Source organism: Polymorphospora sp. A560, assembly GCF_045781765.1.
GTDB classification, from domain to species: Bacteria; Actinomycetota; Actinomycetes; order Mycobacteriales; family Micromonosporaceae; genus Polymorphospora; species Polymorphospora lycopeni.
Map to the genome: position 1 here is coordinate 6,736,627 of NZ_CP122282.1, position 24,272 is coordinate 6,760,898.

At 72.8% G+C, this 24,272-nt stretch carries 16 protein-coding genes; 1 reads left to right on the forward strand and 15 read right to left on the reverse strand.

What is annotated here, in order from left to right:
- Positions 1-52 precede the first annotated feature (52 nt).
- The 11 genes from QCD66_RS30400 to QCD66_RS30450 all read right to left on the reverse strand — a co-directional run bounded on the left by QCD66_RS30400 (position 53) and on the right by QCD66_RS30450 (position 18,004).
- Positions 53-688, reverse strand: coding sequence for a response regulator transcription factor (locus tag QCD66_RS30400; RefSeq protein ID WP_357532928.1), 636 nt, complete (start codon positions 686-688; stop codon positions 53-55).
- A complete protein-coding gene (locus tag QCD66_RS30405; protein WP_375735478.1) occupies positions 660-2,741 on the reverse strand; it encodes a histidine kinase in 2,082 nt (693 codons plus the stop codon). Before QCD66_RS30405 ends, QCD66_RS30400 begins: the two co-directional genes overlap by 29 nt.
- Positions 2,742-2,884: 143 nt before the next feature.
- Positions 2,885-3,583 carry a hypothetical protein gene (locus QCD66_RS30410; RefSeq protein ID WP_364208625.1) on the reverse strand — a complete coding sequence of 233 codons (699 nt, stop codon included), beginning with the start codon at positions 3,581-3,583 and terminating at the stop codon, positions 2,885-2,887.
- 198 nt (positions 3,584-3,781) lie between these two features.
- Positions 3,782-7,234: a phosphodiester glycosidase family protein gene (locus tag QCD66_RS30415; RefSeq protein WP_375735477.1), complete on the reverse strand. Its 3,453-nt coding sequence runs from the start codon at positions 7,232-7,234 to the stop codon at positions 3,782-3,784.
- Positions 7,235-7,317: 83 nt separating this feature from the next.
- Entirely contained in the window at positions 7,318-8,700 is a 1,383-nt protein-coding gene (locus QCD66_RS30420) for a nitric oxide synthase oxygenase (RefSeq protein ID WP_375735476.1), read from the reverse strand.
- Positions 8,701-8,896: 196 nt separating this feature from the next.
- Positions 8,897-10,858: a transcription termination factor Rho gene (gene rho / locus QCD66_RS30425; protein WP_407566884.1), complete on the reverse strand. Its 1,962-nt coding sequence runs from the start codon at positions 10,856-10,858 to the stop codon at positions 8,897-8,899.
- 295 nt (positions 10,859-11,153) lie between these two features.
- Positions 11,154-12,101, reverse strand: coding sequence for a homoserine kinase (gene thrB, locus QCD66_RS30430; protein ID WP_375736075.1), 948 nt, complete (start codon positions 12,099-12,101; stop codon positions 11,154-11,156).
- Between the two features lie 81 nt (positions 12,102-12,182).
- On the reverse strand, positions 12,183-12,401 hold the full coding sequence (locus tag QCD66_RS30435; protein WP_364208638.1) for a hypothetical protein: 219 nt from the start codon (positions 12,399-12,401) through the stop codon (positions 12,183-12,185).
- Between the two features lie 15 nt (positions 12,402-12,416).
- Positions 12,417-13,283 (reverse strand): SPFH domain-containing protein, encoded by an 867-nt coding sequence (locus tag QCD66_RS30440; protein ID WP_375736074.1) that lies wholly within the window; start codon positions 13,281-13,283, stop codon positions 12,417-12,419.
- An 87-nt stretch (positions 13,284-13,370) separates the two neighbouring features.
- A complete protein-coding gene (locus tag QCD66_RS30445; RefSeq protein WP_364208641.1) occupies positions 13,371-14,612 on the reverse strand; it encodes an MFS transporter in 1,242 nt (413 codons plus the stop codon).
- 131 nt (positions 14,613-14,743) lie between these two features.
- A complete protein-coding gene (locus QCD66_RS30450; RefSeq protein ID WP_375736073.1) occupies positions 14,744-18,004 on the reverse strand; it encodes an efflux RND transporter permease subunit in 3,261 nt (1,086 codons plus the stop codon).
- A 122-nt stretch (positions 18,005-18,126) separates the two neighbouring features.
- On the opposite strand from QCD66_RS30450, the gene QCD66_RS30455 reads away from it, so the two are divergent.
- A complete protein-coding gene (locus QCD66_RS30455; RefSeq protein WP_364208647.1) occupies positions 18,127-18,591 on the forward strand; it encodes a MarR family transcriptional regulator in 465 nt (154 codons plus the stop codon).
- Between the two features lie 14 nt (positions 18,592-18,605).
- Here the strand turns inward: QCD66_RS30455 and thrC are convergent, their stop codons facing one another.
- The 4 genes from thrC to argS form a co-directional block, all read right to left on the reverse strand.
- Positions 18,606-19,655 carry a threonine synthase gene (thrC, locus tag QCD66_RS30460; RefSeq protein WP_357532947.1) on the reverse strand — a complete coding sequence of 350 codons (1,050 nt, stop codon included), beginning with the start codon at positions 19,653-19,655 and terminating at the stop codon, positions 18,606-18,608.
- Between the two features lie 155 nt (positions 19,656-19,810).
- The gene (locus QCD66_RS30465; RefSeq protein WP_364208651.1) at positions 19,811-21,103 is read right to left on the reverse strand and encodes a homoserine dehydrogenase; all 1,293 of its coding nucleotides are present in this window, start codon (positions 21,101-21,103) and stop codon (positions 19,811-19,813) included.
- 14 nt (positions 21,104-21,117) lie between these two features.
- The gene (gene lysA / locus QCD66_RS30470) at positions 21,118-22,503 is read right to left on the reverse strand and encodes a diaminopimelate decarboxylase (protein ID WP_375736072.1); all 1,386 of its coding nucleotides are present in this window, start codon (positions 22,501-22,503) and stop codon (positions 21,118-21,120) included.
- A 76-nt stretch (positions 22,504-22,579) separates the two neighbouring features.
- The gene (gene argS / locus QCD66_RS30475) at positions 22,580-24,250 is read right to left on the reverse strand and encodes an arginine--tRNA ligase (RefSeq protein WP_375736071.1); all 1,671 of its coding nucleotides are present in this window, start codon (positions 24,248-24,250) and stop codon (positions 22,580-22,582) included.
- Positions 24,251-24,272 lie beyond the last annotated feature (22 nt).

The following is a 24,272-nucleotide window of genomic DNA, read 5'->3' on the forward strand; positions in this document are numbered from 1 at the left end:
CGTGTCGAGCGCCTGAACCGCAGACGATCATGAGGAGCGAGAGGAGTCGGAGTTAGAGGCCCTGTTCGCGGGCCATGATGATGGCCTGGGCGCGGTCGGCGACCTGGAGCTTGGTGAAGATGTTGGAGACGTGGTTGCGGACCGTCTTCTGGCTCAGGCCGAGGCGCAGCGCGATCTGCGGGTTCGTCAGGTGCTGGGCGATCAGCGCCAGGATCTCCCGCTCCCGCGAGGTCAGTTCCGGAAATGCCGGTTCGGCCCGGTTGAGCCCGGCGAAGTAGCCCATCAGCCGGGTGGCGATGGCCGGGCCGAAGATCGCTTCACCGTCGGCGACCACCCGAACCGACCGGATGATCTCCAGCCGCCGGGCGCCCTTGAGGACGTAGCCGCGGGCGCCGGCGCGCAGCGCGGCGAAGATCGAGTCGTCGTCGTCGGCCATGCTGAGGATCAGCACTCGGACGTGCGGGCTCATCCGCACCATCCGCTCGGTCGCGGCGATGCCGCCCATACCGGGCATTGTCAGGTCGAGCAGGACCACGTCGGGCTGGAGCCGGTCCAGGGCGACCAGTGCCTCCTCGCCGCTGGCGGCCTCGCCGCAGACGTCGATCTCGGGACTGGTGGCGAGCAGGGCGCGCAGCCCCGCCCGGAACGGGGCGTGGTCGTCAACCAGCAGCACCCGGATCTGGTCCATCGGTCTCCTCTGTGGTGGTGGGCAGGATCGCGGTCACCCGGGTGCCCGTACCCGGGGCCGAGGTGACGGTGCACTCGCCGCCGAGTTCGTCGGCGCGCTCGCGCATCGAGTGCATGCCGACGCCGTCCGGCTGGCCGGGCTGGCGGCCCCGGCCGTCGTCGTGGACGTCGAGGCGCAGTTGCTGCCCGGTGATGGTCAGCCGTACCTCGACGGTGTCCGCCCGGGCGTGCTTGCGCGCGTTGTTCAGCGCTTCGACGGCGATCCGGTAGGCGGCGACCTCGGTCGCGGCGGGCAGCGCGGGCAGTGCCTCGGGAGCTTCGAAGACGACCCGGGGGCCGGCCGCCGGCCAGGCGGCGATGTGCGACCGGAGCGCCCCGGCCAGCCCCATCGTGTCCAGCGCCGGCGGCCGCAGACCGTCGACGAGCCGCCGTACGTCGGCGACGGCGGTACGCGCGTCGACGACGATCTCCTCCAGCATGCGGTTGGCCTGCTCCCCCGGCCCGATCTCCTGGGCCACCTCGGCCCGCATGGTCAACCCGGCCAGCGTCGGCCCGAGACCGTCGTGCAGGTCGCGGCGCAGCCGCCGGCGCTCCTCCTCTCGGGCCACGACCAGGTGTTCGCGGGAGCGTTGCAGGTCGGCGGCGAGCGACTGGGCCCGGTCGAGGGCCCGGACCGCCTGTACGGCGACGCCGATGTGCCGGGCGAGGTCGGCGAGCAGGCGCAGTTCGCGGTCGCCGAGCGACACCTCCCCGCTGCGGGGGCCGAGCAGCAGGTCGCCGACCGGCTCGCCGGCGACCAGCGGGATCCGGACCGGGTCGGCGGGCGGGCTGCCCAGCCGGTACGACCGCCCGTCGACGGTCTGTATCTCCACATAGGATAGTTGCAGCGCCTCGCGTACGGTCGCCGTGCTGGTGGACAGGACGGCGCTGGAGTCCTGGGTCTGCTCCAGCCGCTGCCCGAGCCGGGCCAGCACGGCGTACGGGTCGTCGCGTTCGCCGTACACCAGGATGTTGACCCGGCGTTGCAGCCAGTGCCGCAGCGGGGCGAAGATCAGCGCGGCGACGGCCGCCCCGGCGAACGAGACCGGCAGGCTGGCCGAGGTGTCGAATCCGGCCCCGAGCAGGCCGACGACCAGCACGTACGCGCCGCCGACGCAGGCTGACAGGGTGACGAACACCGCGGTACGGCTGATCAGCAGGTCGATGTCGAAGAGCTGGTGTTTCAGGATGGCGATGCCGAGCGCGACCAGGACCAGCGACACGCTGGCACCGCCGGCGAAGTCCCAGACGGCGTTCTCGTACGGGAAGAGGCCCGGGTGGCCGTCGGTCAGGCCGACGACGAGTCGACCGGCCACCACGAGTACGGATAGGCCGACCGCGTACCCGAGCCACTTGACCTGCTGGCGGCGGGCGCCGCGGGCCTTGCGTGCCTGCCAGACGACGGTGCCGCCGGCGGCGAAGAGGAACACCGCGCTGGCCAGGATGGCGAGGGTGCCGGTGGTGTCGGCGAGCGGCTGCCAGCCGGTGACGCCCAACGGGTTGGGCGCGCTGACCGGGTAGATCTGCTCGTTGTCGCCGGGCCGCACCGCGTTGGTGACCACGGCGAGCGCGGTGAGGGCCACGACCGTCCAGATCACCGGCCGCCACCGGGGGGAGAGCAGCCGGCCGTCGGGGAAGAACGCCGGGATCAGTGCGATGGCGGCGTTGCCGGGAATCCAGAGCCAGTTCTGCGGCCAGGCCAGCGCGGCGGCGAACGGCAGCGATCCGGGGTCGACGACGACGCCGTGGGCGGCGTACTGGCCGCAGGCCTCCTGGAGGGCGAAGCACAGGCCGCTGGTGAGGGCGAGCCAGCCGACCGGGTTGCCCGGCCGGTGTGCGGCGACCAGCCCGCCGACGACCGCGCTGGCGACCACCAGGAGGTGGTGGCTCAGGTCGCTGGCCGGCGCCCCGTTCAGCACCGCCAGCCAGATGGCGGCGGCGGTCAGCAGCAGCGTCAGTCCGCACAGCGGCCAGGCGGCCTGCCGCGCCCACCTGGCCGTACGGTCGGTCGTCATCTCGTCGCCGACACTAGTGATCGTCGTGTCCCGTTGTCATGGGACAACCGTCCCGGCGCGCCGGGCGCCGGGGGTGGTGCCCGGCGCCCGGACGGTCGGCCCGGCCCAGTGCGAACCGGTCGGTCCCGGTCGGGGACGCATCGTCACCGCCGCTCGGCGACCGGGCGCGGGCCGGCGAACGCCAGGACGAGACCGGCGACGATCACCCAGAGCCCGGCCGGGACCAGCGAGATGTACTGCACCGGCGCGAGCTGGGTCGCGGCGACCAGCAGGGCCATGACCGCGCTGAAGACGGCGAACCAGCGGCTGACCGAGCCGTGCCGGAACCCGCCGACCGCGACCGCGCCGGCGGTCAGGCCGATGCCGCCCCAGAGCCAGGACATCGTGGCGAAGATCGTCGTTCCGGCGGCGATGGTGTCGGGGTCGACCTCGCCGGCCGCGCCGAGGTCGAAGAACAGCTGGGTCGAGATGCCGCCACCGATGAGCAGGCCGACCAGCACCAGGCCGACACCGGTCGCGGCGAGGGTCGGCACGAGGCTGCCGGCCGGCTCCTGCGCGCCGAGGTGCCGGCGCAGCCCCGCCGCGAAGATCGCCAGGCAGACGATGGCGAGCGAGCACACCACCTGGTGCGCCCAGACGTAGGCGGCGCCGTCGGCGATGGCGGCGACGTAGCCCGCGTTGTCGGCCCGCTGCTCCTCACCGCCGAGGCTTGCGGTGGCGAAGATGCCGACGAGACCGATCAGGCCGCCGGCCGTACCGGCCAGGGCCCAGCCCCGCCGGGGGCGCGCGGGGGCCGGGGTCGTGGCGGCGTTCGTGGTCTCGCGGAACATGGTGGGGTGCATCGGATCCTCCCTGGTGTCGGCGTTCACCAGGAAGGATGGCGGGGGACTGACTCGGGCCGCATGAGGCGGCTGTCCCGACCGGCCCGGGAAATCCACCGGGACAACCGCCCGCCGACGGTGCCCGGCCCCAGGGGCCAGGGGGTCGGGCAGGCGTGTCCCGGCCCGGGGGACCACCGGGCCGGGGCACGCGATCGGGGCTCAGGCCGCCCGGCGGGCCGCCGGGCGCAGGGTCAGCGTCGTCTCGGCCCGGACCCCGTTCACGGTCACCGCGAGCACGACCGACCCGCTGGCGCGCAGCGCCCTGAGCTGTCCGCTGTCCGGGTCGAACCAGGCCACGTGCCAGGGCCGCAGACCCAGCACGCCCCCGATGTGGACGTTCGGGGAGGCACTCCAGTCGGCGCTGAGCGGCGCGGCCACCGGCACCTGCCGCCCGCCGGCCTGGCCGACCGTGGCGGTCACCGGCACCGGGGTGCCGGGTGCGACGGTGGCCGGCGCGGTCACGGTGAGCGAGTCGACGTGCGCCCGGGTCTGCGCGCTGATCCACCGCGGCCCCTCGGCCAGCGGGTTGCGGCGGGCCCGTTCGGCGTCGCGTTCGCTGACCCGGTCGACACCGAACATCGTCCAGCCGGTGAAGCCGCCCAGGTGCGGCGGGGTCGACGGGCTCTTGCCGGCGTTGCCGTTGATGACGTACGGGACCCCGTCGACCCGGTCGGCGTGGAACGTGCCGACGTGGCCGCCGACGAACGCCGCGCCCTTGCCGGTGCGGTGCTGGAACTCGGCCAGCCACTGCTCCAGCAGCGCCGCCTCCTTGCGGTCGCCGAGCTGGCTCGCCTTCGCCGGCAGCGGGTCGCGCGGCGGGTGGTGGTGTAGCACCACCACCGATCCGACCGCCGGGTCGGTGGCCGCGCCGTCGAGGGCGGCCCGCAGGGCGCGGATCTGGTCGAAGCCGCCGCCGCGCAGCGTGCCGGTCGCCGAGTTCAGCGTCACGAAGCGGGTGCCCTTGTGGTCGAAGACCCGCGACGGGGCGCCGAAGACCGCCTGGAAGTTGGCGATCGGGGCACCCATGATCTCGTGGTTGCCCGGTACGTAGAAGTACGGCAACTCGCCGCCCAACTCCTCGTCGAGGATCCGCTTGGCGAGCGCGAAGTCGGCCGGGTAGGCGGTGTCGACGAAGTCGCCGTTGATGACCAGGAAGTCCGGCCGGGCCGCCTTCACCTCGCGCAGCGTACGGCGGGCCTGGGCGACCAGGTCGCTGTCCGGGGCGGCGGCGACGAACTGGACGTCGGACAGGACCGCGAACCGCCAGTCGGCGCCGTCGACGGTGCCGTCGCGGACCACCACCCGGTCGGTACGGGCCGGCTCGGCCGGCGCCTCCACCGTCGGCGGCACCTTCGCCACGATGTCGTCGATGACGATCTCGTTGGTGTACGCCGCCGCCCCGTCGGTCTCCGCGACGTAGAAGCGCCGGATCCGGACCGGGTACTGCACGCCGGCCGGGACCGCCATCTCGACGTGCCGCCAGCCGGTCCAGTCCAGGTAGGGGCCGCGCAGCACGTGCTGCTGGTCGAGCGCGTCGTGCAGGTGCAGGCTGGGCCACTCCCCCTTGCCGGTGCTGTGGATCCACATCCCGAACGCCTGTGGCTGGCCGTCGACCTCGATCCAGGCCGGCGGGTCGGCGTACGCGGCCCGGGTGCCGGTCGAGGTGCTGAAGTCGTACGTCAGCTTGAGCCCGGTGCCGGTGTGCCCGGGTGCCGGGGCGGCCGAGCCGGTGGCCCGGGCGGCGCTGAACCGCCAGTTGGCGGCGTCGTCGAAGGTGGCGACCGGCACCTCCTCCAGCCCGACGGTGACCGGCACGGCGGTCGTCGCCGTGCCGACCCGGGCGGTCAGCAGCCCGCCGCCGGTACCGGCCTTCGCGGTCACCCGCAGGAAGCCGTCGTCGGTCGGGGTGACCGCGAGCAGGTCGCGGTCGTAGTCCAGGCGTACGTCGGCGGGCTCGATCGGCGCCGTGTTGCCCTCGGCGTCGTAGCCGACGATGCCGACCAGGGCCGACGCGTCGGCGCCGGCCAGCCCGACCTTGTCGGCGGTGGCGTCGATGCGGGCCAGCGGGCCGAGCACGGTCAGCTTCAGCTCGCCCTTCGCCGCGCCCCGGGACGCGGTGACCGTGGTCGGGCCGGGTACCAGGGCGCGGAAGACACCGTCCCGGGACACCACGCCGTGTACGGCCGGGTTGGCCCGCCAGTTCGGGGCGCCGGCCGCCGGGCCGTACGTCTCGTCGTGGCCGGCCGCGGTCAGCCGGCGGGTCAGGCCGGGGAAGACCCGGTCCGGCCGGCCGCCACGGACCGGGCCGAGGCCGGGCGCGGCGGACGGGTCGGTCGCCGTCTCCACCCAGTACGCCGTCAGCCGGCCGCTGCCGCGCGGCGCGAAGATCGCCAGCCCGTTCGGTACGGCCCGCTCGGAGCCGTCCGACGGGCTGTTCTCGACCTGTACGGCGGCCGCCCCGGGTTCCCGGGCCAGCAGCGTGGACGAGCCGCCGCCGTCGAGGTTGAGCGCGTGGTGGGCACCGAGTTCGACCATCATCCGGCCGAGTTCGGTCAGCGTCACGCCCCGGCTGTCGGCCTGCCGGCCGTCGACGGTCAGCAGGACCATCCGGCGGCCGTCGGCGGAGAACCCGACCGCCGTACGCGGCTCGGGGTTGACGTCGCCGATGTTCTGGGCGACCCCGTCGCGGACCAGGACGTGGTTGCCGCCGACGGCGGCGTGCAGCTCGCTGCCGTCGGACGGCTTCGGCCGGTAGGCGACGGTGACCGGGTCACCGGGGCGCAGCGCGGCGAGCGCGTCGGCACCGGCGTCACGGCCGAGCAGGATCGTCGTACCGGCCGGGATGGCGCCCTCACCGGCGGCACCGCCGACCGTGGCGACCCGCCCGTCGACGACCGTGACCTCGGTCACCCGGGCCGCGCCGGACACCGCCCGGGCGCGCGGGTACGTCCCCCACAGCGCGGTGAAGACGCCGATGCCGCCCGTCTGGACCAGGTTGTTGAACTGGGTGAGCGCCACCGGGCCGGTGGGCAGGGTGGCGGTGCCGTCGAAGTGCACCTGGATCACCCGGCCGAGCCCGCCGGCGGTGATCGCGGCGGCGTTGTGGTGCCCGGCGATCGGTGACTGGACCAGCTCGCCGTCGCGGATGCCGATGCCCTGGGCGGCACCGGAGTTGTTGATGTCGAAGAAGTCGCCGTTGACGGCGGCGACCGCGCCGGCCGCGTCGACGGCCCTACGCAGCGGCTCGGCCCGGGCGACCGCGCCGGAGTTCACGTAGTCGACGGTCAGGCCGCCGGACAGGTCGGCGGTGAGCGCGTCGGCGCGCAGCCAGCCCGCCGGGTCGAAGCGGTCGAACGAGGTCAGGGTGAGGCCGGGGGCGACCGGGCGGGTCCGGGTCGCGGTCTCGATGCCGCCGGCCGGCTCGACCGACAGCGGCGACGCGCCGGCCGCCGGGTAGGACGAGGCGGCGGGCGCGTCCTCGACGGCCGTGCCGGCCGGGCCGGTGAGGCCCGGCCGGGGTTCGGCGTACGCCGGCAGCGGGCCGGCGAGCGTCAGCAGCGGCGCCAGGACGAGGACGCCGACGAGGCGGAGTGATCGGCTGCGGGTACGCATGTCCGGTAGTCAACCCGAGCCCGTATAGAACTTTCAATAGCTACCGGGTTACTTGAAGAAAAACTCCAAAGAGTCGATCCTCCTCAGTGGGCCACCGGGCAGGCCGGCCGGATCACCGGTGCCGACTGCCGGGGCGCCCCGCCGGCCGGCAGCGGGGTCCGGGCGCCGGGCACGGCACGGGAGGCGGGGGCGGCGGTGTGGCCGGCGGACTCCCCGGCAACCGGGGCACGCTCCCCCGCGACCGGGGCGCCCTCCGGGGTGTCCTCGGGGGCGGCGTGCCGGGGCGACGGACCGAGGTGCCCGTACCGGCCCAGGTCGCGGGCCGCACTGTCGAGATAGAAGTTCGGCCGCTGGTCGGCCTCGTGGTAGTAGCGGTGGAAGACCCGGGTCGCCCCGCCCGAGATCGGCGGCACGATCCAGGTCCAGTCCGCCGGCACCTCCCGGCCGGCCCGCCGCTCGTTGCCCAGGTGGGTGACGAACCGGTCCGATTCGGTGTGGTGGTCGCTGATCCGCACGCCGGCCCGCTCGAACGACCAGAGCACCGCCCGGTTCAACTCCACCAGCGCCCGGTCCCGCCACAGCGTGCTGGCCCGCGACGTGTCCAGTTCCATCGCCCGGGCCACGACCGGGACGAGGTCGTAGCGGTCAGGGTCGGCGAGGTTGCGGGCCCCGATCTCGGTGCCCATGTACCAGCCGTTGAACGGCGCGAGTGGATAGTCCACGCCGCCGATGCTGAGCCGCATGTTCGCGATCGCCGGTACGGCGTGCCAGCGCAGGTCGAGGCCGGCGAACCAGTCGTACTCGGGGTGTTCGAGCGGCACCTCCAGCACCGCGTCGGCCGGCAGGTCGAAGAGGCGTACGCCGTCCTGCGGCGTCTGGATCACCAGCGGCAGTACGTCGAACGCCCCGCCCGCGCCCTTCCAGCCCAGGTCCTGTACGGCCCGGGTGAAGTCGACGTACCGGGGATCACCGACCACCTCGCCGGCCGGGGTGCGGTAGCCGGCGTACCGGATCAGTTGCTCGTTCCACACCCGGGCGTGCGGGCGGCCGGGCTCGGCCGGCGCGAACACCGTGATGACCGGCCGGATCGCCCCCGCCGCCCGATCGGCGCGGCCGGTGCCGCCGGCAAGGTGGAGGTGGCGGACCATCCGGGTGAAGATCTCGTCCGCGCCGCGGGCCTTCCGCTCGTCGAGCACCACCAGGCTGCGCCAGTAGAGCCGGCCGATGCACCGGCTCGCGTTGCGCCACGCCACCTTCGCCCCGTACGTCAGCTCCTCGGTGCTGTGCGTGTAGGTGCCGGTGGCGTCGATCTGGGCGCGTACCTCGTCGAGCCGGGGTCCGAGATCGCCGAAGCGGGGGTTCTCCGCGTAGCACATCCGCAGGAAGTCCTCGGCCTCCGCGACGTCGACCGGTGCCGACGGGTCCCGGTCCGGCGACGGCTCGTCTCGATAACCCGGTATCGCCATCTGTGTCTCCTCGCGACGGATTTCCGCGGGATCGCCGTACCGGAGCCGGTCTCGCCGAGGCACTACCGGGCGATCTCACCGCGCAGTGTGAGGACGGTTTCACGTGCCGTCATCCGAACGGCGGACACGATGTGCGACACCGGACACAGAGAGGGCCCGGCCGATACCCGGCCGGGCCCCTCCTCGTTTGCGCGGGTTACTCGCCCGGCGCCGACTTCGCGATCTGCATCAGGAACTCGATGTTGGTACGGCTCTGCTTGAGCCGGTCCAGCAGCAGGTCCAGCGCGGCCGGCGAGTCCAGCGAGTGCAGCACCTTGCGCAGCTTGTGCGTGATCGCCAGCTCCTCCGGCGCGAGCAGGATCTCCTCCTTACGCGTGCCGGACGGGTGGATGTCGATCGCCGGGAAGACCCGCTTGTCGGCGATCTTCCGGTCGAGCTTCAGCTCGGCGTTACCCGTGCCCTTGAACTCCTCGAAGATGACCGTGTCCATCATGGAGCCGGTCTCCACCAGTGCGGTGGCGAGGATGGTCAGCGACCCACCGTTCTCGATGTTGCGGGCCGCGCCCAGGAAGCGCTTGGGCGGGTAGAGCGCGGTCGAGTCGATACCACCGGACATGATCCGGCCGCTGGCCGGCGCGGCCAGGTTGTACGACCGGCCGAGCCGGGTCACCGAGTCGAGCAGCACGACCACGTCGTGGCCCAGCTCGACGAGGCGCTTGGCCCGCTCGATCGCCAGCTCCGCGACCGTGGTGTGGTCCTGCGGCGGACGGTCGAACGTGGCCGCGATGACCTCGCCCTTGACCGACCGCTGCATGTCGGTGACCTCTTCGGGCCGCTCGTCGACCAGCACCACCATCAGGTGGCACTCCGGGTTGTTGTGGGTGATCGCGTTGGCGATCGCCTGGAGCACCATGGTCTTACCGGCCTTCGGCGGCGAGACGATGAGCGCCCGCTGCCCCTTGCCGATCGGCATGACCAGGTCGATGACCCGGGTGGTGAGGATGTGCGGCTCGGTCTCCAGCCGCAACCGCTCCTGTGGATAGAGCGGGGTGAGCTTGTAGAACTCGGGGCGCCGCTTGGCCTCGTCCGGGTCCATCCCGTTGATGGTGTCCAGGCGGACCATCGGGTTGTACTTGTCGCGCCGCTGCTCGCCCTCACGCGCCGCGCGCACCGCGCCGGTCACCGCGTCGCCACGCCGCAGGCCGTACTTCTTGACCTGGGACATCGAGACGTAGACGTCGTTCGGACCGGAGAGGTAGCCGGTCGTGCGGACGAAGGCGTAGTTGTCGAGCACGTCGATGATGCCGGCGACCGGGACGAGCACGTCGTCCTCGGCGACCTGCGGCTCGCGGCCGCCGGTGTCGCCCTCGCCACGCTCACCACGACCCCGGCGACGGTCCCGGAAGCGGCTGCGCCGACTGCGCCGGCCACCGCTCTCGTCGTCATCGTCGTTGTCCCGGTTGTCGCGGTTGTCGCGCTCGTTGTTGCGGCTGTCGCGCTCGGCGCCCCGGTCCCGGTCACTGTTGCGCGGGCCCCGGTCCGACCGCTCGGTGCGCTCGCCGCGCTCCGACCGCTCGGAACGCTCGGTGCGTTCGGACCGCTCACCACGGTCGGTGCGCTCACCGCGCTCGGAACGCTCGCGTCCGCCGCGCGGCTCGGCACGCTCGATCCGCTCGGCCGGCGCCGGCTCCTCGGTGCGGGGCTCGGCGGTGGCCGGCGGGGCCGCGGCGGCCGTCGCGGCCGTCGTCGCCCGGGTACGGCGCGGGGCGCGCTGGCGCCCCTCGGTGGCGGGCGGCGCCGAAGTCTCGACCACCGCCGCGTCGGCGCCACGACGCTCGCCGTCGGCCTCGCGGACCTCGGCGCGCACCTCCTCGCGGGCCGGTGCGGTGGCGGCCGCGACCTCGGCCCTGGGCCGGGGCGGGTTCGCCGGCGCGGCGGCGGCCGCACCGCCGCCCTGCCGCTCGGTGATCGCCGAGATCAGCTCGCCCTTACGCATCCGGGCGGTGCCGGAGATGCCGAGTGACGCGGCCAGGCTCTGGAGCTCCGGCAACAGCATCGCCGACAGACCGGTGCCGGACCGACGGCGGCGGACCGGACCGGTGGTGGCGTCAGCAGCGACGTTGGAAACGTCCGACGTCACGTCGGTGGTGTCGCTCAATGGATTCCTTCCCTCGATAAGGCCGGGGCTGCCCGGATCGGAGAAACTGGTGGCCGGGCGGCCTCGGTGCACCCGCCTCGCGTGACGCGTCGCGGGAGTCTGTGGCACAACAGCACGGCGGATTCCGGCTCACCATGGCTCGGTGTGCGCGTCTCGCCGTCTGCGGCGATCTGTGGAAACTGCGGTGCGGCGTATGCCTAGGCAGAGGTAAGACGGCTGACCGCCGAAAGCTTTCGGGGTGCGCCGTTCCGCAGGAGATCGCGTGCTTCGCGGCTGTGCTTGGCCTAGAGCGTAATCAACTCTTCCGACCTGCGGCAACAGGGTCCCGCTCGGCGTGTCCCAGTGTACCCCTGTCAACCTGGGCACCGGCTACATCCACCAGCAACCGTAGAACGGCCCAGCCCATTCCCGGGTCGAAACCCTCCGGCGGTTCGGAAAGTGCCAGCACGGTCGGTCCGGCCCCACTGACCACGGCAGCCACACCCGCCGCACGCAGCGCGGCGAGCAGGGCGGCGGTGGCCGGCATGCCGGGCGCCCGGTAGTCCTGGTGCAGCCGGTCCTCGGTGGCCGGCAGCAGCAGGGCGGGATCGTGGGTCAGCGCGTGGACCAGCAGCGCCGCCCGGCCGGCGGCGAACGCGGCGTCGCCGTGCGGGACGGTCGCCGGCAGCGCCGCCCGGGCCTGCGCGGTCAGCCCGCGCTCCTCGGGTACGAAGACGACCGGCCGGATCTGGTCGGCGGGGGCCAGCGTCACCGCCCGCGCCCCGGGGGCGGCCCCGGACCAGGCGATGGTGAACCCGCCGAGCAGGCAGGGCGCGACGTTGTCCGGGTGGCCTTCGAGCGCGGCGGCCAGGTCGAGGGCGGCGGCGGCGTCGAGCCGGTCCGGGCCGTCCACGACCAGCGCCCGGGCGAGCTGTACGCCGGCGACGATCGCCGCCGACGAGGATCCCAGCCCGCGGGCCTGCGGAATCCGGTTCAGACACTCGACGGCGAGCCCGGGCGGGCGCCCGCCGAGGGCGTCGAAGGCGGCGAACATGGCGCGTACGACCAGGTGGGTCTCGTCGGTGGGAAGCTCGCCGGCCCCCTGCCCGGTCACCGTCACCCGGCAGCCGCCCGCGGTCACCTCGGCGCTGACGTCGTCGTACAGCGCGAGGGCGAGGCCCAGCGAGTCGAAGCCCGGCCCCAGGTTGGCGCTGGTGGCCGGTACCCGCACGCGGACCGGCCCGGAAACGAATTCGACGCCCATCGGCTCATGCTATTTGAGCCCGGCCGGACCCCGATCAGCGGCGGGCGACCGGCCGGCGCGGTGCCGACCGGTCGCCCGGTTTCAGTCGTCGTCCGGCTCGGCCTGCTCGGACCCTCGTGGCGGTGGAGCCGGATCCGCGGGCCGAGGGGGTTTCGGGGAACGGCCGGCGGTCCGCAGCGCCATCCGTAGGGCATATTCGATCTGCGCGTTCACGCTACGCAGGTCGTCGGCCGCCCACTTGGCGATCGCGTCGTAAACCTGCTGGTCGAGGCGGAGCAACAGCTTCTTGCGTTCGACCATGAGCCCAGCGCCGTCCTAGCTGTAGAGGGAGCCGGCGTTCACCACCGGCTGGGCCGCCCGGTCGCCGCAGAGCACGACGAGCAGGTTGGACACCATCTGGGCCTTGCGCTCCTCGTCCAGTTCGACGACGTGCTCCTCGCGGAGGCGGTCGAGGGCGTTGGAGACCATACCCACCGCGCCTTCGACAATCTTGAAGCGGGCGCCGACGATGGCGCTGGCCTGCTGCCGGGCCAGCATCGCGTGCGCGATCTCCGGCGCGTACGCGAGGTGGGTGGTGCGGGACTCCAGCACCTCGACGCCGGCCAGCTCGACCCGTTCGCGCAGTTCGTTGGTCAGCTCCTCGTTGACCACGGCCCCGTCCCGCAGGCTGGCCCGACCGCTGTCGTGCGCCTCGTACGGGTAGCTCGCGGCCAGGTGCCGGACGGCGGACTCGGCCTGGACGGAGACGTACTCGACGTGGTCGTCGACGGAGAAGACGGCCCGGGCCGAGTCGATCACCCGCCACACGACGACGGCCGCGATCTCGACCGGGTTGCCGTCGGCGTCGGAGACCTTGAGCCGGGCCGTCTCGAAGTTGCGTACCCGCAGGGTGACCCGGCTGCGGGCGGACAGCGGCCAGGTCCAGTGCAGGCCGGGCTCACGGATGGTGCCGACGTAGCGGCCGAAGAACTGCACCACCTGGGCGTCGTTGGGGTTGACGATGATGAATCCGGTCGCCGCCAGCACGGCGATCAGGGCCCAGACCACCACGACGACGGGGATCAGTGGGTGGACTCCGGGCTCGCCGAGCAGCGGAACGACCACCAGGAGCGCGGCCGCGGTCAGCACCAGCAGGCCGGCGATGGCAAGGAATCCGGAAAACCGGAAGGCGCGTCTCTCCATGACATCCCCTTGGTATTGAAGTGATATCACCATGCTAGCCCGAAGGGCGGCCCGAAGGGAAGTGGGATACCGGCGGGGCCGGTGCGGCTAGGCCGGCGGCTCGGAGCCGGCCGGGACCGGGTCGGCCAGCGACAGCTTGCGGGTCGCCAGCCGCCAGACGATCGCGTAGAGGACCGTGACGAGGCCGCAGCCGGCGAGCACCACCCGCTCGTCGACGTGGTCGATCACCGCGGCGACGCCGAGCTGGCTGATCGAGATCGCCAGGGTGGCCACCATCAGGTCGACGGCGAAAACCCGGCCGCGCAGCCGGTCGGGCACCACCCGCTGCAGGGCGTAGTTGGACATCACCCAGTTGCCGCCACCGGCGAAATGGGCCAGGAAGACGAGGACCAGCACCAGCGGGAACCAGGTCGTCACCGCCACGCCCACGTAGGACAGGCCGTACACGACCATCGACAGCGCCACGCCCGGCAGCAGCCAGGACCGCCGGGTCAGCACCGGGCGCATCAGCATCGGACCGAGCAGGGCACCCACACCGCGCACCGCGAACAGCAGGCCGGCGCCCAGCGCCCCCACCCCGTAGACCCCGGCCAGCAGCGGAAACACGGTCAGCACCCCGTTGCCGAGACCGACCCCCGACTTCACCGTCACCAGGGCACGCAGCCTCGGTCGTCGTACGACGTACTGCACCGCCTCGCGCAGCGCCGCCACCGGGTGCTGGACGTGCTGCGCACCGTCGCGCGGCGCCTGCAACGGGCGGCGGATCAGGCCGGCCAGCACGATCGCCACGGCCAGGGCGCCGGCCGCGATCCAGAAGCAGGCGTACGGGCCGACGGCGCTGCTCAGCACCCCGCCGAGCGAGGCGCCGACGATCGCCATCGTTCCCCAGGCCGCGCCGGCGACGGCGGTGGCACCGGCCAGTTCGGCCGGCTCGACCACGTTCGGCAGTGCCGCCTGGGCGGCCGGGGAGTAGAACGCCTTGCCCGCCGCGACACCGACGATCGCCAGCACCGCCAGCCAGGCCGTACCCGCGCTGCGTACACCGAGCAGTAGCAGGAGCGCGACCAGGGCGACCGCGTTCGCGATCATCATGACCTTGCGGCGGTCGAACCGGTCGGCGACGGTCCCGGTGTACGGCAGCAGCAGCGCGACGATGCCGGTGTCGACGGCCAGCACCAGCGCGCCCCACACACCGCTGCCGGTCAGCTCGGGAAGCAGCACCAGCAGCGGCACCATGACGAACCAGTCGGCACCGAAGACCACGAGTTGCGCGCCGAACAGGTTGCGGAAGTCGCGGTTTCCGGTAAGGAGCGACAGAGGGGATGCCACGTACCGGCACCCTACCCGCCGGCCGCCCGGCGTCGCCCCGGCGGAGGGTGTGAACCGACGCGAGGCGCCCGCACGCGGTCGACACCGGGTGCGGACGCCTCGGTCACGGACAGCGGACCGGTCGGGTCCGGCTACTCCTTGGGCGGCAGCGGGGACCGGTTGGAGCGGGGCAGGCGCAGCACCTCGAACTGGTCGGTGCCGTCGACCAGCGCGCCCGACGGGGCCGGCCCCGGCTCCGGCTCGGTGACCCGGTGCTGGGCCGGCGCGGCGTGCCGGCCCTCGGCGGCCGCACCCGCACCGACCAGGGCCGGTTCCGGGGCCTCCGCGACCGGCTCGTCGTCGGCCGGCGGTTCGGCCGGCGCACCTGCCCGCCGGGCCCGGAACCGCTCCCTGGTGTTCTCCACCATCGTGTAGAGCGTCGGCACCAGCACCAGGGTGAGCAGGGTCGAGCTGAGCAGGCCGCCGATGACGACGATGGCCAGCGGTTGCGAGATGAAACCGCCCTCGCCGGTGAGGCCGAGCGCCATCGGGGTCAGCGCGAAGATGGTCGCGATTGCGGTCATCAGGATCGGCCGCAGCCGGCGCCGGCCACCCTCGACCACCGCCTCCTGCACGCCCATGCCCTGGTCCCGGTACTGGTTGATCAGGTCCATCAGCACGATCGCGTTGGTGACCACGATGCCGACCAGCATCAGTACGCCGATCAGGGCGGGTACGCCGAGCGGGGTGCCGGTGACCAGCAGCAGCCCGATCGCGCCGGTGGCGGCGAACGGCACCGAGACGAGCAGGATCAGCGGCTGGATCAGGCTGCGGAACGTCGCCACCATGATCACGAAGACGATGGCGATGGCGGCGAGCACGGCCAGCCCGAGGTCGGCGAACGCCTCGGCCTGGTCGGCGCTGACCCCGCCGACGGTGACGCTGGCGCCTGGCGGCAGGTCGAGCGCGTCCAGCCGCTCGTTGAGCGCGCTGGTGATCGCGCCGAGGTTGGAGCCGGTACCGGTGCCGGTGACGGTGACGCTGCGCTCGCCGTCGATCCGGGTGACCGACAGCGGCCCCTCGACCTGCTCGACCCGGGCGAGGTCGCCGAGGGTCACCGGCCCGATCGGCAGGGCCCGCAGTTGCTCGATGGTGGCCGGGGCCGTACCGCCGCCGATGACGACGCTCTGCCGGCCGCCGTCGAGGGTGACCTGGCCGACCGGGCTGCCCCGGAACGCCTGCCCGACGATCTGGCCGATCGCCGCCTCGGAGAGCCCGGCCTGGGCGGCGGCCGCCCGGTTGACGGTGATGTCGATACGCGGGGCCCGCTCGCCGAGGCTGCTGGAGACGTCGGTCACGTTCGGTGTCCCGGCCATCGCCTGGCGCACCTGCTCGGCGGCGGTGGTCAGCGCGTCGGCGTCGGCGGCCTGCACGATCACCGCGAGCTGGTTGGCCGAGGCACCCCCCGGGCCGCCCGCGGCGCTGAACGACAGCTCGCCGACACCGGTCAGCGCGTCGAACCGCTCGCGCAGTGCCTCGCGGACCTGCTCCGGCTCGGTCTCGCCGTCGAGGGCCACCGAGTACGACGCGGTCGCCGCACCGCCGCCCCCGCCGAACAGCCCGCCGCTGTCACCGGCACTGACCTGGTAGGACTCGACGCCGTCGGTGTCGGCGAGGACCGCCTCGACCTGCCGGGCGGCGGCGTCGGTGGCGGCCAGGCTGGTGCCGACCGGCATCTCCTGCGAGATACTCAGGGTGTCCTGGCCGGAGTCGTCGAGGAAGTTCGTCTCCAGCCGGGTGGACAGCGCGAACGTACCCAGCAGGACCACCAGGCCGAGGGCGAGCGTGGTCCAGCGACGGTGGGTGGCGAAACGGATCACCGGCAGGTAGCTGCGCTGCAGGCGGCTGCGCAGTTCCTTCTCCTCGGCGGCCAGCCGCGCCTTCTCGCCACCGGCGTCCGGCTTCAGGAACCAGTAGGCGAGCACCGGGATGATGGTCAGCGAGACCAGCAGCGAGGCGAGCAGGGCCACCGTGACGGTGATCGCGAACGGGGCGAAGATCTGGCCGACGAAGCCGCCGACGAGGGCGATCGGCGCGAAGACCGCGACGGTGGTCAGGGTCGACGCGGTCACCGCGCCGGCGACCTCGCGTACGCCGGTGAGGATCGCCCGGCGCTTGTCCTCGCCGTAGCTCATGTGTCTCTTGATGTTCTCCAGGACCACGATCGAGTCGTCGACGACCCGGCCGACCGCGATCGTCAGCGCGCCGAGGGTGAGCAGGTTGAGCGAGTAGTCGCCGATCCACAGGGCGATCAGCGCGACCAGCACCGACAGCGGGATGGAGACCGCGGTGACCACGGTCGAGCGCACCGACATCAGGAAGACCAGGATCACGAGTACGGCCATCACGAGGCCGAGCAGACCCTCGGTGGTCAGCGTCTCGATCGACTTCTCGACGTACGGCGCCTGGTCGAAGATGATCGTCAGTTCGCCGCCGATGCCGGCGCCGAGCGATTCGAGCTGGTCGCGGATCTCGTGGGAGATCTGCACGGCGTTGCCGTCCGGCGTGGCCGTGACCATGATGCCGAGGCTGTCCGCGCCGTTGGTACGGGTGAACGAGGTCGGCGGGGCGGCCTGCGACTCCACGGTCGCGATGTCGCCGAGCCGGACGGCCGAGCCGGCCGGGCCGAGCCAGATGCCGCGCAGGTCCTCGATGGTGGCGATCCGGCTGCCGACCTGGACGGACAGCGTCCGGTCGCCCTCGGTCAGCGCGCCGGCCGGCATCGCGATGCCGTTGGCCTGCAGTGCGCCGGCGATCGCGGTGGGCTGGACGCCGGCGGCGGCGAACTTCGCCGGGTCCGGGGTGATCAGCACGACCTGGTCGCGGGCGCCGCTGACCTCGACGGCGCGAACACCGTCGATGGCCTCGATCTCGGGTACGACGTTGTCGGCGAGCTTCCGGGCGAGTTCCTGCTGGTCCCCGGTGCCGGTCGCGGCGAGCACCACGGCGGGCAGGTCGGCGGTGCTGCCGGCGATGACGGTCGGCTCGACGTCGGCGGGCAGCGGGGCCCGGTTGATCGCGGTCTGCATCTTGTTGACCGCGTCGGCGAGGTCGGTGCCGAACTCGTACTCGACCTGGACGGTCGCCATGCCCTCGCTGGAGGTCGAGGTGACCTTGCTCAGTCCGGCGATGCCCTGGACGCTGTTCTCGATCGGCTCGGCGACCTGTGCCTCGACGATCTCGGGCGAGGCACCCGGGTAGGCGGCGATGATGAAGGCCGCCGGGAACTCCATCGACGGCAGGAGCTGCTGCTTGAGGTTGGGGATGCTGAACGCACCGAAGGCGGTGATCACCACCGCGACGAGTGCGACGAGCCCCCGGTTGGCAAGACTGAGTCTGGCGAGCAACGACATGAGCGGGCTGACTCCTGACGGCTTAGGTTAGCTCGACCCAAACAGTTTGCCCGAGGCGTACGATTCGCTTCCCGGCAGGGTCGCTGATAGCGTCCGATCAGGGAACGGCCAGCGGAGGTGCGATGATCGACAAGGCGCGGATCATCGCCCGGATCATCGATTCCCAGCGGCAGCTACAGCACCAGCTCGCCTACGACCGGTCGCACCCGCTCTTCGACTCCAACCTCACCGTGCCGCAGTTGAAGGTGCTGCTCGTGCTCTCGCTCGAGGGCAGTGCCTCCGGCCAGGACCTGGGCCGGATCATGGGGGTCAGCCTGGCGACCGTGACCGGGATCGTCGACCGGCTGGTCGGCCACGACCTGGTCGCCCGCCGCGAGGACCCGAACGACCGGCGGGTCCGGCGGATCGAGCTGACCGCGGCCGGCACCAGGCTGATCGACGGCATCATCACCGCCGGGATCGAACGGCTGCAACGGATGCTCGAACAGCTCACCGTCGACGAACTGGACACCATCGACCGGGCCGCGACCCTGCTGGCCCGGGCGGCCATCGCCGACGCCGGCGAGCACGGCGTGCTGCCGGCCTGACGCCGGGGCCGGAGTCAGGCCAGGTCGAGCGCCGCGGCGGCGGCCAGCACGTCGTTCGCGATGGTGATCGGGGCCGGCGCGGTGGAGATCGCCCACTCCGGGTCCTTGAGGCCGTGCCCGGTCACCGTGCACACCACCGTCGACCCCGCCGGCACCCGCCCGGCCGCCGCCTGCTGGAGCAGCCCGGCCACGCTGGCGGCGCTGCCCAACTCGACGAACACGCCCACCTCGCGGGCGAGCAGCCGGTAGGCGGCGAGGATCTCGCGGTCGGTGACCGCCTCGATCAGTCCCTCGGACGCGTCGCGCGCGTCGAGCGCCTTGGTCCAGCTCGCCGGGTTTCCGATCCGGATCGCGGTCGCGATCGTCGACGGCTCACGGACCGCCTGGCCGGTCACGATCGGGGCGGCGCCGGCCGCCTGGAAGCCGTACATCCTCGGCCGGACCTTGGTGTTGCCGGCGTCGGCGTCCTCCTGGTAGCCCATCCAGTACGCGGTGATGTTGCCGGCGTTGCCGACCGGCAGGCAGTGGATGTCGGGGGCGGTGCCGAGCGCCTCGACGATCTCGAAGGCGGCGGTCTTCTGGCCGTGCAGCCGGTCCGGGTTGACCGAGTTGACCAGCGCCACCGGGAAGTCCTGGGACAGCTTCGACGCCAGCGAGAGGCAGTCGTCGAAGTTGCCGCTGACCTGGAGCAGGGTGGCGCCGTGCACCAGCGCCTGGGCCAGCTTGCCGAGCGCGATCTTGCCCTGCGGCACCAGCACCGCGCAGGTGATCCCGGCCCGGGCGGCGTACGCGGCCGCGGAGGCGCTGGTGTTGCCGGTGGAGGCGCAGATGATCGCCTTGTTGCCGGCCTCGACCGCCTTGGACACGGCCATGGTCATGCCGCGGTCCTTGAAGGAACCGGTCGGGTTGGCACCCTCGATCTTGAGATAGACGTCACAGTCGAGCCGGCGGGACAGCACCGGGGCCGGCAGCAGCGGCGTGTTGCCCTCGTGCAGCGTGACGACCGGCGTGGAGTCGGTGACCGGCAGCCGGTCCCGGTAGGTCTCGATCAAACCCCGCCACATGTCGCTCTCCTCGCGCAACTCGACCCGTCCGTCCCACCCGGGCCGTGGTCAGCCCAGGGTCCCCCAGTCCACCCGGTGCCGGAAAGTCGCACCGCCGGTTACCCACCTGGCGGGACGGCGGCCCGGCGCGGCCCGCCGGCCGCCGGCCGGCACCGTCAGGCGCCGCCCTCGACCCGCAGCACGCTCGCGATCGACCGGACGATGTCGAGCCCGCGCAACTCCTCGACCGTCGCGGCCAGCGCCGCCTCCGGCGCGCCGTGGGTGACCACGACCAGGCTGGCGTCGTCGGCGCGGCCGGACTGCCGGACCGTCGCGATCGACACGTCCCGCTTGGCGAAGACACCGGCCACCGTGGCCAGCACACCCGCGCGGTCGGCCACGTCGAGACTGATGTGGTAGCGGGTGACCGCCTCCCCCATCGGCCGCACCGGCAGGTCGGCGTAGACCGACTCGCTCGGTGCCCGTACGCCGGCGAGCCGGTTGCGGGCCACCGCCACGATGTCGCCGAGCACCGCGCTCGCGGTCGGCGAGCCGCCGGCGCCCCGGCCGTAGAACATCAACTGGCCGGCCGCCTCCGCCTCGACGAAGACCGCGTTGAAGGCGTCGCCGACGCTGGCCAGCGGATGCGTACGCGGGATCATCGCCGGGTGCACGCGCACGCTGACCGAGTCGGCGCCGGTCGAGTCCGGTCCCCGGGACGCGATGCAGAGCAGCTTGATCGTGCAGCCCATCGCCTTGGCGCTGGCCACGTCCGCCGCGGTGACCCCGGTGATCCCCTCGCGGTGCACGTCGGCCGCGGTGACCCGGCTGTGGAAGGCCAGCGAGGCCAGGATCGCCGCCTTCGCCGCCGCGTCGAAACCCTCGACGTCGGCGGTCGGGTCGGCTTCGGCGTACCCGAGTTCGGTCGCCTCCTCCAGCGCCTCGGTGAAGCCGGCGCCGGTGGCGTCCATGGCGGACAGGATGAAGTTGGTGGTGCCGTTGACGATGCCGGTGACCCGGGTGATCCGGTCGCCGTGCAGCGACTCGCGCAGCGGGCGCAGCAGCGGGATCGCCCCGGCGACCGCCGCCTCGTAGTAGAGGTCGGCCTGGCCCTCGGCGGCGGCGTCGTGCAGTGAGCCGCCGTCCTCGGCCAGCAGCGCCTTGTTGGCGGTCACCGCGCTCTTGCCGGACCGCAGCGCCTCGACCAGCCAGGTGCGGGCCGGTTCGATGCCGCCGACGACCTCGACGACCACGTCGACGTCGTCGCGCTTGACCAGGCCGAGCGCGTCGGTGGTGAACAGCGCCGGGTCGACCGGCAGCGGACCCCGGTCGCGGCCCATCCGGCGTACGGCGATGCCGGCGATCTCGATCGGTGCCCCGACCCGTGCCGTCAGGTCGGCGGCCTGCTCGTGCAGCAGGCGCACCACCTCGGCGCCGACGGTTCCGCACCCCAGCAGCGCCAGGCGCACCGGCTTAACCATGATCACCCCACATCGAGTGCCAGCAGATCGTCCTCGGTCTCCCGGCGAACGATCACACGTGCCTTACCGTCACGGACAGCGACGACCGGGGGCCTCGGGACATGGTTGTAGTTGCTGGCCATGCTCCGGCAGTAGGCACCCGTGCCGGGCACGGCGAGAAGATCTCCGGGCTGCACGTCGGCGGGCAGGAATTCATCCTTCACCACGATGTCCCCGGACTCACAATGCTTTCCCACCACGCGGGCGAGGATCGGCGTCGCGTCCGACGATCGTGACGCGATCGTCGCCGAATATGACGCATCGTAAAGGGCCGTGCGGATGTTGTCGCTCATCCCGCCGTCGACGCTGACGTAGGTGCGGATGCCGTCGACGTCCTTGACCGTGCCCACCTCGTAGAGGGTGAACACCGCCGGCCCGATGATCGCCCGGCCCGGCTCGACCGACAGGTGCGGCACCGCCAGCGAGAGCGCGGCGCACTCGCTGTCGACGATCTTGTTGAGCCGCTTGCTGAGGTCCTGCGGCGTCGCCGGGTCGTCCTGGGTCGTGTACGCGATGCCGAACCCGCCACCGAGGTCGAGTTCGGGCAGCTCCACCCCGCGCGCGTCACGGATCTGGGCCTGGAGGCCGAGCACCCGGCGGGCCGACACCTCGAAGCCGCTGGCGTCGAAGATCTGCGAGCCGATGTGCGAGTGCAGGCCGCGCAGGTCCAGCACGTCCTCGTCGATGATCCGGAAAGCCGCCTCCGCCGCCGCCCCGCCGGCCAGCGAGAAGCCGAACTTCTGGTCCTCGTGGGCGGTGGCGATGAACTCGTGCGTGTGCGCCTCGACCCCGACCGTCACCCGGACCAGCACCTTGGGGCGTACGCCCCGCTCGCGGGCGATCCCGGTCAGCCGGTCGATCTCGTCGAACGAGTCGACGATGATCCGGCCCACCCCGGCGTCGACCGCCTGGGTCAGCTCGGCGACCGACTTGTTGTTGCCGTGGAAACCGATCCGCTCGGCCGGCATCCCGGCCGCGAGCGCCGTCCGCAGTTCGCCGCCGGTGCAGACGTCGAGGTGCAGCCCCTCCTCGGCGATGACCCGGACCACCGCCCGGCACAGGAACGCCTTGCCGGCGTAGTAGACGTCCTGGTCGGGGAAGGCCGCCCGGAAGTCCCGGCAGCGCGACCGCAGGTCGCCCTCGTCCAGCACGTACGCCGGGGTGCCGAACTCCTCGGCGAGCGCCCCGGCGGTGAGCCCGCCGACGGCGAGCGTGCCGGTCGCGTCGCGCGCCACGTTGCGCGGCCAGAGTTGCGGCACCAGGTGGTTGACGTCGTCCGGGGTACGCAGCCAGGCCGGCCCCCGGCTGCCGAGGTCGCCGTGCAGCGCCCCCGCTTCGTGTGCGCGCATGTGTTCCTACTCTCCTACGGCTCGCGGTCGGCGGGTCACGGCACGACGCCGGGCCGTGACGCGCCGCCGGCTCGCACTACATCCGTTCCGGCGCGGATACGCCCAACAGGCCCAGGCCGGCGGCGATCACGGTCCGGGTGGCGTCGTTGAGCCACAGCCGGGCGCGGTGCCGGTCGGTGATCTCCTCGTCGCCGCGCGGCAGGATCCGGCACCTCGGCTCGTCGTAGAACCGGTGGTAGGTGCCGGCCAGCTCCTCCAGGTAGCGGGCCACCCGGTGCGGTTCACGCAACTCGGCCGAGGCCGCCACCACCGCCGGGTATTCACCCAGCGCCTTGAGCAGTTCGTGCTCCTTGTCGTGGTCCAGCAGTTCGGGGTGGAAGTCCGCGGCGTCGCCCCGGCTCAGCCCCGCGTCGGCGGCGTTGCGGGACACGCTCGCCGTCCGCGCCGCGACGTACTGCACGTAGTAGACCGGGTTGTCCCGGCTCGCCCGGGTCCACAGCTCCACGTCGATGTCGATCGGCGAGTCGCTGGAGTAGCGGGCCAGGGCGTACCGGGAGGCGTCGACGCCGATCGCGTCGACCAGGTCCTCGAGCGTGACGACCGTGCCGGCCCGCTTGCTCATCCGCATCGGCTGGCCGTCGCGGACCAGGTTGACCAGCTGCCCGATCAGGACCTCCAGCGCCCGGTCGGGGTCGTCGCCGAAGCAGGCCGACATCGCCCGCAGCCGGCCGACGTAGCCGTGGTGGTCGGCGCCCAGCATCATCACGACCCGGTCGAAGCCGCGTTCGCGCTTGTCGAGGTAGTAGGCGCAGTCGGCGGCGAAGTAGGTCCAGTCGCCGTCGGACTTGCGCAGCACCCGGTCCTTGTCGTCGCCGAAGTCGGTGGTGCGCAGCCAGGTCGCCCCGTCGGCCTCGAAGACCCGGCCCTGGTCGCGCAGCCGGGCCAGGGCGAGGTCCAGCTCACCCCGGTCGTGCAGGTCCTTCTCGTTGAAGTACGTGTCGAAGTGCACCCCGAACTGGGTCAGCGACGACTTGATCTCGTCGAACATCAGCGCGACACCCTCGGCCCGGAAGACCTCCTGGGCGGCGTCGTCGTCGAGGTCGAGCACGTCGGGGCGGCGGGCCCGGACCTCGGTGGCGATCTCGGCGATGTACGCCCCGCCGTAGCCGTCCTCGGGCGTCGGCTCGCCCCGGGCCGCGGCGAGCAGCGAGCGGGCGAACCGGTCGATCTGGGCGCCGGCGTCGTTGAAGTAGTACTCGGTGCCGACCTCGGCGCCGGTGGCGCGCAGCAGCCGGCCGAGCGCGTCGCCGACCGCCGCCCACCGCACGCCGCCGATGTGCACCGGGCCGGTCGGGTTGGCGGAGACGAACTCAAGATTGATCTTCTGGCCGGCGAGCCGGTCGCTGTGCCCGTACGTCGGGCCGGCCTCGACCACCTCGCGGGCCAACTGGCCGGCGGCGGCCGCTTCGAGACGCAGGTTGAGGAAGCCGGGGCCGGCGATCTCGACCGACTTGATACCGGGCGTCCGGTTCAACTGCTCGGCGAGGCTGGCGGCCAGATCGCGTGGCGGCACACCGACCCGCTTGGCGAGTTGCATCGCCAGCGTCGACGCGTAGTCGCCGTGCTCGGGATTACGCGGTCGCTCCACCGTCGTTACGTCCGGCAGCACGGACGGGTCGAGCCCGCGCTGGTCGAAGACGGCGTGGGCAGCGGCGAGCACGACCTCGGCGAGTTTGGCGGGAGTCACCGATGCATGTTACCGGGGGTAG